Origin of the sequence: Rhizobium sp. Pop5, from assembly GCF_024721175.1 — a bacterium.
Classification (GTDB): domain Bacteria; phylum Pseudomonadota; class Alphaproteobacteria; order Rhizobiales; family Rhizobiaceae; genus Rhizobium.
In genome coordinates this window covers 438589-454639 of record NZ_CP099401.1, presented here as the reverse complement: position 1 = coordinate 454639, position 16051 = coordinate 438589, and the positions used below count along the sequence as shown (strand labels likewise).

The following is a 16051-nucleotide window of genomic DNA, read 5'->3' as shown; positions in this document are numbered from 1 at the left end:
ATTGCTTGGGATTACTTGGCAAGCAGTTTGTCGAAGAGCGCCTTGTCGTAGTCCGAGTAAATATAGCCGTCGGCGGGGAACTTGTCGGCGCGCGCGAGGTAGCTGCCGATCGTGCTGTCGTCGATGACGGGCAGCGGCACCTTGACGAAGGCCGGGATATCCTTGCCTTGCAGCGCCTGCACGGCAGTATAGACGGAAAGCGCACCGAGCCAGTTGGGCTGCATGGTTGCCCAGCCCTTCAGACCCTTCTCTTTCCAGAGTTCCAGGAACTGCCGGGCATTTTCGCCTGTCGTCGGCACCTGTTCACGGCCCTGGCGCTCAAAAGCCATGACCGAGCCGGCCGACAATGCGCCGCCGAGGGACAGCACGCCGTCGATATCAGGGTTGGCGAAGAGCAGGCTGGTCATCGCTTCCTGTGCCGGGGCGACGTTATATTCCGTATTCGTCTCGGTGATCACCTTTAGGCCCGGATTGGCATCGAGGACCGGCTGGGCGCCCTTGCGGCGGTCGTCGCTCACCGAAATGCCGGCCGGGCCGTTCATGATGATGATCTTGCCTTTGCCGCCGAGCTGGCTGACCATCCACTTGGCAGCGGTGGCGCCCCATTCATTGGAATCGGTGTTGATCTTGGCGGTCACCTTGTCGGTGTCGACGAGGCTGTCGAAATTCACCACCGCGATGCCCTTATCGCAGGCGTCGGAGATAACTCGGTCGAGCGCCGTGGAGGAACCGGCGATCACCACGATGGCGTCGACATTGGCGTCGATCATCGACTGGATATGCTGGATCTGCGTCTGGGCATTGCCCTGCGCGTCCGTGATCATCAGGTCCTTCACCAGGCCCGCCTTGTTCAACTCGTCCACTTCGGCCTTGATGGTGCCTTCGGTCTGTTTCATCCAGGTCGGCACCGAATAGATGTTCGCCCAGCCGATCGTATAGGGCGCCTTGCGGTCACCCTTGATGCAGCTGGCGGCAGCGGACGCCGTACCGGCCGAAAAGGCGAGAAGAGCCGCAGCGGCGGCAGCGCCCGCGAGAAGGCGACGGCGCAGCGTGGCGGAAATGCTGTTTTCAAGATGCTTCATGTCGATCCCCTTTTTTGTATGCGGCAGCACTATCGGCTTGCCATCTCCCATTTGTCCAATATAATGTACATATGATCTAAATACCGGACGCGGTGATCTTATGCCGTTTTTTTTGCCTCGCAAGAGGGGCGCAAAAATTTCGTTTGCCGGGAATGACAGGATCGGTTGACAGATGTGGCGGAGGGTTTGAAAAGCTTGGCCGGACAGAAACAAGGATCGATGGCAATGGACGCAATTCAAGACGAAGCAGTCGGCAAGCGGGCTCGCGGGCTCGACCGTGCCTTCGAAATCCTTGATTTCCTGCGTCAGAAACGGCAGGCCTTGAAGCCGAACGAAATCGCCGCACAGATCGGCGCGCCGCGCTCGTCGGTCTACGAACTCGTCAATCTGCTGCTGAGCAACGGCATCCTCGAATTCACCGGCGGCGAGGGCCGCGTCTATCTCGGCCGCAAGCTCTATTTCCTGGGCGCCGCCTACGAGAACCATTTCGATTTCACCCGCGAATGCGAGGCAGCACTTGAACAGCTTGCCGACGAGACGCGTGAGACGGCACAGTTCTGCATGCTCGATGGCAACAGATATACGGTCGTGCGCATGCGCGAAGGCGCGCGGCCGTTCCGCATCTCGACGGATGTCGGCCAGTCGGTGCCGATCCCGTGGACGGCGTCGGGCCGCCTGCTCGTTGCGCATCTGTCGGATCAGGAAATCCTGAGCTTCATTCCGCCGCAGGATTTCCGCCTGCCGAACGGCGAATGGCTCGACCCGCAAAGCTTCATCGCCGAAGTCCGCCAGGCCGAACGTGAAGGCCTCTTCACCTTCAACAGCATCGTCGACAGCTTCACGCATTGTTTTGCCGTGCCGGTGCGCGACGAAGAAGGCCACGCCGCCGCAACGCTCTGCCTCGTCACCCCCCGCGACGACGGCATTGCGAACCGGGACCGCTACCTCGACTGTCTGAAAAAGGCCGCCACCGGTCTTGGCCACGCCCCGGCACGATCAAAACGAGGCTGATACGTAGCGTAGCCAGGCATTGATATCCGGCCCACGGACTTCGTGCCTAAGACCGCCTTCAGCCGCATCCTCCCTTAATCGCATCAAGCGCACCTTGCCGGGCTTATAGGATGTTCCAAGTCGGCTCGTCCACGATCAAGCATATCAAGGGAGACCGGCCGTGTGCCGGGCGGCTCCCCAATCGCTGATTTCGAATTTCCAGCTTCCCCCGCAAATCTATTCACTCTTCCTCTGAAACTATAAAATTAAGTTTCTCTATAAAATCTATGGGAAACGTATTTTAGTAGCGACAGCCATATTGAACTCTGGCCCCGGCCGGGCTGTCGGCGACAAACGGAGAGGATGCGAAATGACACGGAAAATCAGGCTTGGAGCATTTCTTCCCGGTGGCGGACAGCATGTCGCCTCATGGCGGCATCCCGACCAGCCGGTCGACGGCGCGACCAGTTTCGAGTTTCACAAACAGCTCGCCCAGACCGCCGAACGCGGCCTCTTCGATGCTTATTTCCTAGCCGATGGGCTGGCAGTCGGTTTCGGCGGAGCGCGCGAAGGCGGGAACGCCCGCGTGGCCGGCTTCGAACCCGTTACATTGTTCTCCGCCCTTGCGCCTCTGACCACCCATCTCGGCTTCATCGCGACGTCCTCGACCACCTATGAGGAGCCTTATACGACCGCCCGCAAGTTCGCTTCGCTGGATCTGATCTCCGAGGGCCGCGCCGGCTGGAACGTCGTGACCACGACGGGCGACCTCACGGCGCAGAACTTCAATCGCGAAACGCAGCTTCCGCACGCAGACCGATATCGCCGCGCCGCCGAGCATGTCGACGTCGTCCGCAAGCTCTGGGAGAGCTTCGAGGACGACGCCTTCATCCGTGATAAGGGGACCGGCGTCTTCTTCGACCCGGCGAAACTGCACGACACCGATCACCGCGGCGAGCATTTCAGTGTGCGCGGCCCGCTCAACGTCTCGCGCTCGCCACAGGGACATCCCGTCATCGTCCAGGCCGGGCAGTCCGACGACGGACGCGGGCTTGCCGCCGCGACGGCCGAGGTCATCTTCACCGCCCACCAGCATATCGAAACCGCCCAGGAGTTCTATCGGGACATCAAGGCGCGCGCTCGCGGCCTCGGCCGAAATCCCGATCACATCCTGGTCATGCCCGGTGTATCCGCCTTCGTCGGAAGGACCGAGGCGGAGGCGCGCCAAAAATACGATCGCCTGACCTCGCTCATCGTCGAAGAGGACGGAATCGGCCTCCTCAACGGCCTGACCGGCGGCACGCTCGACCTGCACGGTTATGATCTCGACGGGCCTCTTCCGCCCGCGCCGCCGACGGAAGGCATGAAGAGCCGCCAGGCACTCATCCGCCAGATCGCCGATGAAAACAACTTCACCATCCGCCAGCTCTATCAATGGATCGCATCCGCCCGCGGGCACTACACCGTCGTCGGAACCGCCGAACAGATCGCCGATACGCTGCAGACATGGTTCGAAAACGAAGCGGCCGACGGCTTCAACATTCTGCCGCCCTGGCTGCCGACGGCGCTCGACGACTTCGTCGACCTGGTCATCCCGGAACTGCAGCGCCGCGGCCTGTTCCGCACGGCTTACGAAGGCAAGACGCTCCGGGAAAACCTCGGCCTGCCTTTCCCGACCAACCGATGGGCTGCCGAGCGCGTGGCTCTTCAGGCAGCAGAGTGAGGAGCAGACGATGGCCTATGAAATCAACCAGGCTCTTCCGACAAGTTTTGGTCACCTGAAGAGCCGCGAAAGCAATACTTCCGTTCTCGCATCCCACCTGCGCAAGGTGCTTGCATCGCTTTTGCCGCGCTACGGCCTGCTCATCAGCTTCCTCGTGCTCTGGCAGGTGTCGAGCACCAGGGGCTGGGTCAATCCCGCCGTCTTCCCGCCTTTGAATCTGATCCTGTCGACCCTTTGGACCAACCTTGCCAACGGCGCGCTCATCGATGACATCGCCATCAGCCTGCAACGAGCCGGGATTGCCTTTGCCTTCGCCGTCGTGCTCGGCATTCCGCTCGGCCTCTTCATGGGCCAGTTTCGTGCGGTCGAACAGGCGCTCGATCCGATCCTGCAGCTCTTCCGCCAGACCTCGGCGCTGGCGCTCTATCCGGTCTTCATCCTCCTGCTCGGTCTCGGCGAAACCTCCAAAATCTTCGTCATCTTCTGGGCGACGCTGTTTCCGGTGCTGCTCGCCACGATCGGCGGCGTCAAGGAGGTGGACAAGAAGCTTATCGAGATGGCGCGCACCTATGGTGCCGGACCACTCACCATCTTCCGCCGCGTCATCCTGCCGGCCTCCGTGCCTGCGATCTTCGTCGGCCTGCGTCTCTCGGCGACAACTGCGCTTCTTCTCCTGATCGCCGCCGAGATGATCGGCGCCAACAAGGGCATCGGCTTCCAGGTCATGAATGCCCAGTACAATTTCCAGATCCCGCTGATGTTTGCGGCGATCCTGCTGCTCGCCTTCCTCGGCCTTGCCGCGAATGCACTGCTCGTCCTCCTGCAGCGCCGTCTCTGCCGCTGGTCTCAGCCGAGCGCCTGACCTGTTTCCATCGATTTTCCTCTTCCGAAAAGGACGCACCATGACGTTTCATCCCCGCAATCTTCTCCTGCCGGCCGTCATCGCGCTCGGCCTCGCCACACCGGCCGCAGCCACTGACACGGTGAAGCTGCGTTATCTCGCGAGCCAAGGCGGCCTTGCCGCCCATGAACTGGCCGATGCACTCGGCTATTTCAAAGACACCGGCATCACGTTTGAGAATGTCGGCTATGCCCAGGGCGGCCCGGCCTCTCTCATCGCTCTCGCATCCGGCGACGTCGAGATCGGCAGCGCCGCCACCTCCGCCGTGCTGAATTCGATCATCGGCGGCAACGACTTCGTCGCCGCCTATCCGTCGAACGGCATCAACGACGAGGTGCAGTCGACTTTCTATGTGCTGGAAGACAGCCCGATCAAAAGCATCAAGGACATTGTCGGCAAGAGCATCGCGGTCAACACGCTCGGCGCGCATCTCGACTATACCATTCGCGAGGCCTTGCATTCCGTCGGCCTGCCGAGCGACTCCGCCAATCAGGTCGTCGTTCCCGGTCCGCAGTTGGAGCAGGTGCTGCGCTCCAAGCAGGTCGATATTGCCGCCTTCGGTTATTGGCAGACGACCTTCGAGGGTGCGGCGCTCAAGAATGGCGGCCTGCGTCCGGTTTTCGACGATACCGACGTTCTCGGCGACATCGCCGGCGGCTTCGTGGTCCTGCGTCGCGATTTCATTCAGCAACATCCCGAAGCCGCCAAGATTTTTGTCGAGCAGTCGGCCCGTGCCCTCGACTATGCCCGGGAACATCCGGAGGAAACCAAGAAGATCTTCGCCAAGGCGCTTGCCGAGCGCGGTGAGAACGCGGATATCGCACAGTATTTCCGCGGCTACGGCGTGCGCGCCGGCGGCCTGCCGGTCGAACGCGACATTCAGTTCTGGATCGACGTACTGGTTCGCGAGGGTAAGCTGAAGCAAGGCCAACTGGCGGCTAAGAACATTCTCTTTACCGCCGACGCTAAACCGGCAAGCAACTGAGGAACCGCAATGAGCGTCGCTGAGGACATTCGCCGCGGAGAGGTGACGATCCGTCGCCTCTCCAAATCCTACAAGCTGAACGGCAAACCCCTGCAGGTTCTGAAGGATATCAATCTCCATATCCGATCCGGCGAAAGCCTCGCCATCGTCGGCGCCAGCGGATCGGGCAAGACGACCCTGCTCAGGGTTCTGGCCGGGCTCGAGGAATCCGACACCGGAGAAGTGCTCGTCGACGGCAAAGCGGTACGGGGCGTCGGCGCGGAACGCGCCGTCATCTTCCAGGAGCCCCGCCTTCTGCCCTGGCTCACGGTGCTCGACAACGTCGCCTTCGGGCTGGAAACCAGGGGACTCTCCCGCGAGCAGGCGCGGAGCCGGGCGAGCCGCTACGTCAAGCTCGTCGGCCTGCAGCAATTCGAGACCGCCTATCCCCGACAGCTGTCGGGAGGCATGGCGCAGCGCGTCGGGATCGCCCGGGCGCTTGCCGTCCAACCCGAAATCCTGCTGCTCGACGAGCCGCTCGGCGCGCTCGACGCGATGACCAAGATCGGCATGCAGCAGGAGCTCGCGCGGATCTGGCGCGACGAGGATGTTACGACCATTCTCGTCACCCACGACCTCGAAGAGGCGATCTATCTCGCCGACAGGATCCTGATCTTGCCGCGGGAAAAGGGAGCCGAGCCGCGCCTGATCGAAATCGATCTGCCGCGTCCCCGCGACCGGAGCGCACCGGAATTCGTCCGGCACCGCGAGCAACTGCTGAACCTGTTTGGATTGCATTGAGGGCTGCTTTGCGAGCGGCGGCCCGTGCCCGTTCTATCGCTGACCTTGCATCAGTCTCGCAGACGAGCGGCGTTTCATCCGATCCAGGGATCGACGAGTTCGATCCCTGGACCTTCGAAATCCCTGGTGTTGCACGTCGCAAGGGTGAGATCGAGAACAACCGCGGTTGCGGCGATCAGCCCATCCATCGACGACAAGCCGCGGCCGCGAGGCCGTCACGGCTTGCCCCTTGCTCCGGCTGTCAGATAAGGCCGCCGATCCAATTCCGCCGTCCGGTAGGAACTGCGCAGCCGCAGCAGATCCTTGCGGGCGATCAGGCCGCAGAGCTTGCCCGACGTTGGATCGACGATCGGAATGCGACCGCTGCCGGTCGACAGCATCAGGTCGGCGATGAAGGCGACCGTATCGCCAGGATGCCCCACGGGAACCGAGTCGTCCGTGACGTTTTCCGCAAGCGTCTGGGTGGCGAGATCTGATTTCCCCTGCCAGAGAAGGGCGTCGGCCCTCGAAACGATACCGGTCAGCCTGCCCGCAGCATCGACCACCGGATAGATCCGGTGCGTTTTCTGCTGGGAGGTGAAGAAATCGCAGGCCTCGCCGACCGTCATGGTGAGAGGAAGCGCGTCGACATCGCTGATCATGATTTCCCTTGCCCGGGAGAACTCGAATGGATCGACCCCATATTCGCGGGTAATGTGCTGACCGCGGCGCGCGATCTTCTCGGTGAGAATCGAGCGGCGCAGCAGCAGCACCGTCACAGCGTAGGCGACCACCGTTGCCGCGAGAAGCGGAACGAGCGTGCTGACGTCACCGGTGATCTCCATCGCAAAGAAGGTTCCGGTCAGCGGCGCGCGCATGGTTCCGCCCATCATCGCGGCCATTCCGAGCAACGCCCAGAAACCGGGATCGTTGCCGGGCATGATGATCCCGACCAGCCATCCGAGCGCGCCGCCGAAGATGAGAAGGGGAGCAAGCACGCCGCCCGAGGTTCCCGACGACAGGGCAAACAGCCAGATGATCATCTTCACCAGCAGGATCGACATCACCGCCGGCGCGAGCAGCCGGTTGTTGAGCAGACCATCGATGATGTCGTAGCCGACGCCCATCGCGCGCGGTTCGATCAGGCCGCCGAGGCCGATGACGAGACCGCCGAACATCGGCCACCACATCCAATGGATCGGCAGGGCTTCGAACAGGTCCTCGATCCTGTAGAGCAGCGTCGTCAGCAATCCCGATTGCAGTCCTGAAATGATCCCCATCGCGGCGCAGGCGAAAATCCCCCACCAGGGCAGAGCCACCTGGAAATGGGTCGGAAATAGCGGTCCAACGCCGAAGAGCAGCGGACGCCAGCAGATCGATACGCAGGCGGCAACGGCGACCGGAATGAAGCTGCGCGGCTTCCATTCGAACAACAGAAGTTCGACTGCAAGCATGACCGCGGCGATCGGCGAACCGAAGATCGCCGTCATGCCGGCGGCCGCGCCTGCGACCAGCAGCGTCTTCCGCTCGGCCGCGCTCATGTGAAAGAATTGCGCAAACAGCGATCCGATCGCGCCGCCCGTCATGATGATCGGTCCCTCGGCACCGAACGGCCCGCCAGTCCCGATGGAGATGGCCGACGACAGCGGCTTCAGGACCGCGACCTTCGGCGACATCCGGCTGCCACCGATCAGGATCGCCTCGATCGCCTCGGGAATGCCGTGACCGCGGATCTTCTCCGACCCGAAGCGAGCCATCAGCCCGATCGCGAGCCCTCCGAGCGGCGGCACCAGCACCACCCACAGCGAACGCGGCACGGCAGCAAGAGAAGCGGGCTCGATGCCGATCTGGCCGAACCAGATGAGATTGGTCACCAGCGCGATGAGGCTGACGAGACACCAGGCGGCAAAGGCGCCTGCGGTGCCGACGATGATCGCCATGCCGACGAGGAGGAGCACCCGCCTGTCGGTGGTGAAATCCCCGGCCTCGCGCCGGGAAAGGCCGCCGGTGAAATCGTGCGGCCGGTTGCTGGGTTGATGCTGCGCCATGAAAGCCTCTGCTACGCGGTAACGGGAACGTATGAGTGGCGTCAATATATCGTGATACGATATAAATCAATGAATGAAAGCATGAAAGCGGAAATGTCGCGGACACCTCACTTGACCGGCTGGCAGCCGCCCATTTATTCGAGATCAGAGATTAGATGCGGCGATTGCGTTGACTTCGCCCAGGTGGCGCAGGCGCAGAGGAGACTGAGTTTGAATAAGACCGCGCAGCCACTGCGACAGGAGGATTATGAGGCCCTCGCCGACCTCAGATTTGCGCTTCGCCAGTTCATGGATTTCAGCGCATCTGCCGCGCAGTCGGAAGGACTGCCGGTCCAGCAGCATCAGGCGCTGCTCGCAATCAAGGGACAACGCGGCGGCGAAGCGATGACCGTCGGCATGCTGGCCGAGCGGCTCATCATCGCGCCCCACACGGCAACCGAACTCGTCGGGCGGCTGTCGGATGCAGGGCTTGTCGAACGCCATGCCGATCCGGCAGACAGACGCCGCCAGACGGTTCTGCTGACCGAGAAGGCGGACGAGCTTCTGACGAGACTGAGCGCCGTCCACCTCTCAGAAATCAGGGTGATGGCCCCGAAGCTGATCAAACTCCTGCTCGAGCTCCAGAAGACGGCGCCGAAAGCCGAATAGAGCACGCTTGGGTCATGGGGAGGAGCGACGCGGCGGTCGACAGCCCCGCTCTCGTCTATTCAGCTCAAAAGCGTATTCCTGAGGCGATGGATATGTGCGGCCCCGATGCCGCAGCAGCCGCCGATGATCGTCGCGCCGGCTTCGGCCCAGGAGCAGGCAAAGCGCGAATAGGCGTCATCGTTCAGATCGTCGCGGGTGTCGTGCAGGCCTTCATTGGCGGCTGCCTCGCCTGTTTCCCCTTCGAAAGCATTGGCATAGACGCCGATTTCGATCTGAGCGTTCCTCTCTCGAAACACGCGCGCCGCCGTCTCGACTGCCGCCTCCATGACTTCGGGCTTGCTGCAATTGAACAGGAAAGCCTCGGCACCCGAGGAAGCCGCCCAGAGCGCCGCGTCCTCGACGCTTTCGCCGGAGCGAAGCTTCGGTTCGCCGCTCCCGATATCCGCCGCGTCGTCGGCCAACGTGAAGGAAATCCAGAACGGCTTGCCCGATGCCGCCACCGCCTCGCGGACAGCCTCTCCCTCGGCGATCAGGCTTAACGTCTCGCCGAGCCATATGTCGACGAAGGGATCGAGGTTTTCGACGAGCACCTTGAGATAGTCCTGCACCCGCGAAGGCTGAAAATTCTCAGGCTCGTAGGAACCGAAGATCGGCGGCAGTGAACCGGCGACAAGGACTTTACGATCCTTGACGGCATCGGCGGCCTCGCGCGCGAGGCGGCCTGCCAGACGGATCAGCGCCGCTCCTTCCTTCTGGAACCGATCCTCACCGATATGGAAGGGTACGAGCGCATAGCTGTTCGTCGTAATGACCTCAGAGCCGGCGGCGATGAATTCCTCATGCACCTTGCGGACGATCTCCGGCGAGTTGATCAGCGCCAATGCCGACCATTCCGGCTGCTTCAGTTCGGCGCCGAGCCGCAGCAGTTCGCGGCTCATCCCGCCATCGAGAATTCGCATCGTGCTCATGAGGTAGTCTCCATTCATGCTGTCGCGCCGTCACCGGCTGCGGACTTTTCAAAACAATGTTGTCAGCTTCCATCCGCCTAACGGCGAACCGGCACCTGCGCCTCGAAACCTCGAAAGACGCGGGCGATGACTGCGGTCAGGGCGAGATAGAAGAGAGTGACGACGATGAGCGGTTCGTAGACAAGCAATGTGTCCTGGCGAACCTTGTTTGCCACGGCGTAGAGATCCATCACCGTCACCGTGAAGGCGAGCGGTGTCGCCTTGAGCTGCATGACGATCTCTCCTGCTATGGTCGGCAGGGCGATACGGATGGCGCGCGGCAGCCAGATGCGGCGGGTCAGCTTCCAGGGCGAGAGGCCGAAGGCGCGGCCGGCTTCGAGCTCGCCCTTGGGAACGGCAAGCAGCGCGCCGCGCAGCACTTCGGCCTCATAGGCCGCATAATTCAGCGTGAAGCTGACGGAGGCGAAGAAGAAGCCTTCGCGCAGGATCGGCCAGAACAGGCTCTGGCGAATGCCGGGGATCATCGGCAGCAGCGAACCGACCCCGTAGTAGAGCAGCCACAGCTGGATCAGCAGCGGGGTGCCACGGAAGAAGGTGCAGTAGCCACGGGCGAGAAGCCGGGTCAACCTGCCGCCGCTCACCTGCGCAAAGGCGAGACCGATGGCAAGGACGAAGCCGAACACCACGGAAATGACAAGCAGCGCAACGGTCTGCCAGGCACCGGTGAGCAGAAGCGGCCAATAGGAAGAGATCCAGGTGAAACTCACGGGCGCGCTTTCCTCAGGCCAGATGCGGCTGGCCGCGCCGCACTCGCCCTTCGATCAGCTTGAAGGCGACGTTGGAAACGAGCGTGATCGCGAGGTAGAGAAGAGCCGAGGCAAGGAAGAAGACGAAGTAATGCTTGGTGCTCGCTCCGGCGAGACGGGTAGCGAGCGCCAATTCCTGATAGCCGACAACCGCGACCAGCGCGCTGTCCTTGGTGACCGACATCCAGAGATTGGCAAGACCCGGCAGCGCATTCGGCAAAAGCGCCGGAAGCAGGATGCGGCGGAACCGCAACGCCGGTCCCATGCCGAAGGCCTTGGCGGCTTCGATCTGGCCGACAGGAATGGCGAGGATCGCGCCGCGCAGCACCTCCGTCATATAGGCGCCTTGAACGAAACCGAGCACGGCGACGGCCGCGACGAAACCGTTCACCTCGATCGGCGGCAGGTCCAGCGCGACCAGAAGCCGGTTGAGGCCGTCTGTACCCGCATAATAGAGCCCGACGATCAGGATCAGTTCCGGAACGGCGCGGATCACGGTGGTATAGAGATCGAGCAAAAGGCGGAGCGCTCGATTGCCCGAGAGCTTTCCAAGCGCGCCGCCCGTGCCGAGCAGCAGCCCGACGGCGAAGGCACAGGCCGAGATGGCGACCGTGGAAACCGCACCTGCCAAAAGAACGCCGCCCCATCCCGGAGGATAGGGAGACAGCAGCTCCAGAATGCCTTGTTGCACGGTCGCCATCAGGACTGCTTACTTTGCGCCGTAGATGTCGAAGTCGAAGTATTTCTTGGTGATCGCGTCGTACTGGCCGTTGGCGCGAACGGCGGCGATTGCCTTGTTCAGCTTCGCTTTCAGCTCGGTATCGTCCTTGCGCAGGCCGCCCGAAACGCCAGCGCCAAGGATCTCCTTGTCGTCGGCGACGTCGCCCATATTGGCGCAGCAATCCTTGCCGGCATCGCTTTTCAGGAAGGCGTCGAGCGCAAGCGAATCGCCGAAGACGTAGTCGATGCGGCCGGAGGCAAGATCCTGGAAAGCCTCGTCGAGCGTCTGGTAGGTCTTTTCCTCGGCGACGCCGGCAAAATACTTCTTGTAATATTCCGACTGGATCGTCGACACCTGGATGCCGATGGTCTTACCCTTCACATCCTCGGCGGTGGCGCCCGGCTTCTGGTCCTTGGGCCCGATCAGCGTGCTCGGCGTGTTGTAATATTTGTCGGTGAAGTCGATCACCTTCGAGCGTTCCTCGGTGTTCGACATCGACGACCAGATGACATCGAACTTCTTGCTCTGAAGAGCCGGAATGAGACCGTCCCAGGAAATGTCGACGATCGAGCACTTCTCCTTCATCTCTTCGCAGACGGCGTTCATCAGGTCGATTTCCCATCCGTGCCACTCGCCCGAGGCATCCTTGGCGAAGAAGGGCGGATAGGATTCGTTCATGACGCCGAAGCGGACTTCGGCCTGTGCCGTGACCGCGGAAAGCGCAAGTGCCGCGCCGGCAAAAAGCATGGGGAGCAGTTTCATTCGCAGGATTCTCCTGGTTGGTATTATCGATGGGACATCAGTGGGTGCTGAGACCGGTGAATTCCCGGCAGCGGGCGCTGACCGGCGCCCCGAATACTTGCTCCGGCGGACCTTCCTCCTCGATCCGTCCCTGATGCAGGAAGAGAACGCGGCTCGAAACATCCCGGGCGAAACGCATCTCATGCGTGACGATCAGCATCGTCCTGCCTTCTTCCGCGAGATCGCGGATGACTTTAAGGACCTCACCGACCAGTTCCGGATCGAGCGCCGATGTCGGCTCGTCGAACAGCATGACGGCAGGATCGATACAGAGCGCCCGTGCAATCGCCGCGCGCTGCTGCTGGCCGCCGGAGAGAAAGGCGGGATAGGCATCGCGCTTCTCGAAAAGCCCGACCTTGTGGAGCAGGGCCTCTGCCTTTTCGATCGCCTCGCGCCTGGAGATGCCCATGACATGCACAGGCGCCTCGATGACATTTTCCAGCACCGTGCGATGGGCCCAGAGATTGAAGCTCTGGAAGACCATGCCAAGCCCGGTGCGCAACCGTTCGATCTGCCGCCAGTTGCGTGGCTGCAGCCGCCCGCCTGAGCCGGCCTTCATCGCGACTTCTTCGCCGTTCACGGCAATGCGGCCGCGGTCAGGCGTTTCCAGAAAATTGATGCATCTGAGGAAGGTGCTCTTGCCAGAACCCGACGAGCCGATAATGGAGATCACATCCGACTTGTGGGCCTCGGTCGAGATACCCTTGAGAACCTGTTGCGAGCCGAAGCTTTTGTGGAGATCTTCGACGCGAAGAGCAGGAAAGGGTTGATCCGACATGCATGGTTCCGGCTGAACTGAATTTGCGAAGGATAATGATAAAAGAACGCGGTTTTTTCGCGCAATTTCTATCTCTTTTGCGTTTTCTGTGCAAAATAATCTTTCTCACGCGGCAAATACGGCAGAATGCCTAAAGTGCCGCTGGGAGAACCGAAGTGGACTGGACCATGGAACAACTGGATCGTTTTGACCGCGACATCCTCGATATCGTTCAACGCGACTGCCAGCTGAAGGCTGAAACAATTGCCGAACGGATCGGGCTGTCGGTCTCTGCCGTGCAGCGGCGATTGAAGCGCCTACGCGAGGAGGGGATCATCAAAGCGGAGGTCGCCGTCCTCGACCGGAAGACGACGGGGACATCGATGGTGTTTATCGTCGGGATGGAAATCGAGCGGGACAATTACGACGCGCTGGCGAAGTTCCGCGTTTGGGCCGAGAAGCAGGATCATATCCAGCAGGTCTATTATGTCACAGGCGCGGTCGACCTGATTGCGATCGTCACCGCCCGCGACGTCGAGCATTATGACGACATCGCCGCCCTGATCATGGCCGAAAACCCGCAGATCCGGCGTATGCACACCAATGTCGTGCTGCGGGACGTCAAGCTCGGCCTGTTCGTGCCGCTCGAGTAGCGCCGGACAAGCCGCTGGACTCATATTGGGCAAAGGGCATAATTCCGGGCGCAAATTCTCGGGAGGAATGATCGTTGACGCTCCGACACCAGATCATCGCATTGGCGATCGTCCCGCTCGTCATTTCGATCCTTGCGATCACCACTTTCATCACCTGGCAATCGGCAAACCTCGCCAAGAACAGCATCGACACGTTCGAACAGAACATGCTGAAGACCAAGGAAGCCGAAATCCTCAATCTGACCAATCTTGCCTTGTCCGCCATCCATACGATCTATGACAAGGCCGGCGCCGACGACGAGGCTGCCAAGCAGCAAGTGGCAGAGATCCTGACCTCGCTCGACTACGGCAAGGATGGCTATTTTTTCGTCTACGACTACGACGGCAACAATATCGTCCATCCGCGCCAGAGCTTCCGGCATGGACATAATTGGCTGGATCTCACCGATCCGGATGGCGACAAGGTCATTGCCGAACTGATCGCAACGGCAAAGGCCGGCGGTGGCCTGCATCAGTACAAATGGCAGAAACCTTCGACCGGGCAGATCGCCGACAAGCTCTCCTTCGTCGTCAGCCTCGACAAATGGCACTGGGTGGTCGGAACCGGCGTCTATCTGGACGATGTCTTTGCCCAGAGTGCGGCCGCCAACGAGGTGATGCGCGCCAACATAAAACGGACCTTCGTCATCGTTGCACTGATCGCCGTGCCCTCGGTGATCGTCGTTTTCACGACCTGCATGCTCCTGACCTTCCATGAGCGCCGCATGGCCGACAGCCGCCTCAAGGAACTGACGCAGCGGGTCATCGACACGCAGGAGGAAGAGCGGGCGCGGCTGGCGCGCGAGCTTCACGACGGCATTTCCCAGAACCTGGTCGGCGTGCGCTACGCGATGGATCTCGCCGGCCGCAAGGTCAGGACCAATATCGACGATGCAGCGCAGACCATCGACCGCGGCGTCGAGGCGCTGAACGGCGCCATCAAGGAAATCCGACGGCTCTCGCACGATCTGCGTCCCCGCGTGCTCGACGATCTCGGCCTGACCGCGGCGCTGGAGGCGCTCTGTTATCATTTTGCCGAGCGGACGGGGATCGAGACTGATATCGACGCTTCAGGCTTTACCGGCATGCTGAAGGCCGAGGCCAGCACCGCCCTTTATCGTGTCGCCCAAGAAGCCTTCAACAATGTCGAGCGACACTCGGGCGCCTCAAAACTTTCGGTCAAGCTGTGGAGCGACGGCGGCCGCGCCCGCATGACGATTTCAGACAACGGCACCGGCTTCGATGGCAGCAAGGACGGCGGATCGGGCCTCGGCCTGCGCAACATGCAGGAGCGGATGGCCCACTTCCGGGGTCTGCTGCTCATCAACAGCAACGAGTCCGGCACGACACTGACGGCGATGATGCCGAGGTCGGCCAATCTTCCCGCCGGCAAGCGGGCGGAAGCCGCATGACCGAACGCACGAAGATCAAGGTTCTCCTGATCGACAACCATCCGCTGGTGCTGGACGGCTTGAAGGCCGTGCTCGAGACCTTCGACCATATCGAAGTCGCAGGCACCGCCGGGCTTGCGCAAACGGGTCTCGACATCGCCCGGCAAATCCAGCCGCAGGTGGTGCTGATGGACATCAACATGCCGAAACTCAGCGGCATCGATGCGATCGAACTGTTCCGGAACGAGCTTCCGCAAACCCGCGTCGTCATGCTCTCCATGCACGACAGCCGGGAATATATTTCCTCCTCGGTCATGCATGGCGCCGCCGGCTATGTGCTCAAAGACGTCTCGACGGACGAGATCGTTGCGGCCATCGAGACCGTGGCGGGCGGGGGCACTTATTTCTCCTCGGGCGTCTTCGACGCGCTGATGGGCGAACGCGCGGAGGAGGGGAGCGATCCCCTGACGCCGCGCGAGCGCGACATCCTCGGACTGATCGTTGCCGGCAGAAGCAACCGGGAAATCGCCGAGGCGCTCGGGATCACCCCCGCCACGGCGGAAACCCACCGCAAGAACCTCAAGAAGAAGCTCGGCATCGCAACGACGGCGGGCCTCATCCGCTACGCGCTGGATCACGGCGTCGTCTCCAAAGTGGGTTGAATCCCGGCCTACCCACTTCTGGGTAGAGCCCTGCATTTCAGTCTGACGCCCATCTTGTGAGGGCAAAAACGACGTCCTAGGACTCCACTCACGGCTGGCCGAGGGTGAGCCGTTGGG

General features: G+C 61.6%; 16 protein-coding genes and 1 pseudogene. 9 read left to right on the top strand and 8 right to left on the bottom strand.

What is annotated here, in order from left to right; translation table 11 throughout:
• Positions 1-11: 11 nt before the first annotated feature.
• The gene (locus NE852_RS27860; protein ID WP_008530032.1) at positions 12-1082 is read right to left on the bottom strand and encodes an ABC transporter substrate-binding protein; all 1071 of its coding nucleotides are present in this window, start codon (positions 1080-1082) and stop codon (positions 12-14) included.
• Positions 1083-1307: 225 nt separating this feature from the next.
• Here NE852_RS27860 and NE852_RS27855 point away from each other — a divergent pair, with 225 nt between their 5' ends.
• From NE852_RS27855 to NE852_RS27835, 5 genes are all read left to right on the top strand, one after another.
• Positions 1308-2093 carry an IclR family transcriptional regulator gene (locus NE852_RS27855; protein WP_037172579.1) on the top strand — a complete coding sequence of 262 codons (786 nt, stop codon included), beginning with the start codon at positions 1308-1310 and terminating at the stop codon, positions 2091-2093.
• 349 nt (positions 2094-2442) lie between these two features.
• The gene (locus NE852_RS27850; protein ID WP_008530030.1) at positions 2443-3795 is read left to right on the top strand and encodes an LLM class flavin-dependent oxidoreductase; all 1353 of its coding nucleotides are present in this window, start codon (positions 2443-2445) and stop codon (positions 3793-3795) included.
• 10 nt (positions 3796-3805) lie between these two features.
• Positions 3806-4657, top strand: coding sequence for an ABC transporter permease (locus NE852_RS27845; protein WP_008530029.1), 852 nt, complete (start codon positions 3806-3808; stop codon positions 4655-4657).
• A gap of 40 nt (positions 4658-4697) precedes the next feature.
• Positions 4698-5681: an ABC transporter substrate-binding protein gene (locus tag NE852_RS27840; RefSeq protein ID WP_008530028.1), complete on the top strand. Its 984-nt coding sequence runs from the start codon at positions 4698-4700 to the stop codon at positions 5679-5681.
• Positions 5682-5690: 9 nt separating this feature from the next.
• Entirely contained in the window at positions 5691-6461 is a 771-nt protein-coding gene (locus NE852_RS27835; protein ID WP_008530027.1) for an ABC transporter ATP-binding protein, read from the top strand.
• 74 nt (positions 6462-6535) lie between these two features.
• On the opposite strand, the pseudogene NE852_RS27830 reads toward NE852_RS27835, so the two are convergent.
• Both NE852_RS27830 and NE852_RS27825 read right to left on the bottom strand, forming a co-directional pair.
• A pseudogene (locus NE852_RS27830) lies at positions 6536-6667 on the bottom strand (VapC toxin family PIN domain ribonuclease); the annotation flags it as partial.
• Positions 6668-6676: 9 nt separating this feature from the next.
• Positions 6677-8488, bottom strand: a complete 1812-nt coding sequence (locus tag NE852_RS27825; protein WP_008530025.1) for a chloride channel protein — start codon at positions 8486-8488, stop codon at positions 6677-6679.
• Between the two features lie 210 nt (positions 8489-8698).
• Here NE852_RS27825 and NE852_RS27820 point away from each other — a divergent pair, with 210 nt between their 5' ends.
• Positions 8699-9136 carry a MarR family winged helix-turn-helix transcriptional regulator gene (locus NE852_RS27820; protein WP_008530024.1) on the top strand — a complete coding sequence of 146 codons (438 nt, stop codon included), beginning with the start codon at positions 8699-8701 and terminating at the stop codon, positions 9134-9136.
• A gap of 59 nt (positions 9137-9195) precedes the next feature.
• Here NE852_RS27820 and NE852_RS27815 read toward each other — a convergent pair whose 3' ends face one another.
• The 5 genes from NE852_RS27815 to NE852_RS27795 all read right to left on the bottom strand — a co-directional run bounded on the left by NE852_RS27815 (position 9196) and on the right by NE852_RS27795 (position 13210).
• Positions 9196-10104, bottom strand: a complete 909-nt coding sequence (locus NE852_RS27815) for a homocysteine S-methyltransferase family protein (RefSeq protein ID WP_008530022.1) — start codon at positions 10102-10104, stop codon at positions 9196-9198.
• Positions 10105-10181: 77 nt separating this feature from the next.
• The gene (locus NE852_RS27810; protein WP_258156892.1) at positions 10182-10871 is read right to left on the bottom strand and encodes an ABC transporter permease; all 690 of its coding nucleotides are present in this window, start codon (positions 10869-10871) and stop codon (positions 10182-10184) included.
• A 13-nt stretch (positions 10872-10884) separates the two neighbouring features.
• On the bottom strand, positions 10885-11610 hold the full coding sequence (locus NE852_RS27805; protein ID WP_258156891.1) for an ABC transporter permease: 726 nt from the start codon (positions 11608-11610) through the stop codon (positions 10885-10887).
• A 9-nt stretch (positions 11611-11619) separates the two neighbouring features.
• The gene (locus NE852_RS27800) at positions 11620-12393 is read right to left on the bottom strand and encodes a transporter substrate-binding domain-containing protein (protein ID WP_258156890.1); all 774 of its coding nucleotides are present in this window, start codon (positions 12391-12393) and stop codon (positions 11620-11622) included.
• Positions 12394-12430: 37 nt separating this feature from the next.
• Complete coding sequence (locus NE852_RS27795; RefSeq protein WP_008530020.1) at positions 12431-13210, bottom strand: ABC transporter ATP-binding protein; 780 nt, start codon at positions 13208-13210, stop codon at positions 12431-12433.
• 167 nt (positions 13211-13377) lie between these two features.
• On the opposite strand from NE852_RS27795, the gene NE852_RS27790 reads away from it, so the two are divergent.
• The 3 genes from NE852_RS27790 (at position 13378) to NE852_RS27780 (ending at position 15934) form a co-directional block, all read left to right on the top strand.
• On the top strand, positions 13378-13842 hold the full coding sequence (locus tag NE852_RS27790) for an Lrp/AsnC family transcriptional regulator (protein WP_008530019.1): 465 nt from the start codon (positions 13378-13380) through the stop codon (positions 13840-13842).
• 74 nt (positions 13843-13916) lie between these two features.
• Entirely contained in the window at positions 13917-15293 is a 1377-nt protein-coding gene (locus tag NE852_RS27785; protein WP_258156889.1) for a cache domain-containing protein, read from the top strand.
• Positions 15290-15934, top strand: coding sequence for a response regulator transcription factor (locus NE852_RS27780; RefSeq protein ID WP_008530014.1), 645 nt, complete (start codon positions 15290-15292; stop codon positions 15932-15934). Before NE852_RS27785 ends, NE852_RS27780 begins: the two co-directional genes overlap by 4 nt.
• Positions 15935-16051 lie beyond the last annotated feature (117 nt).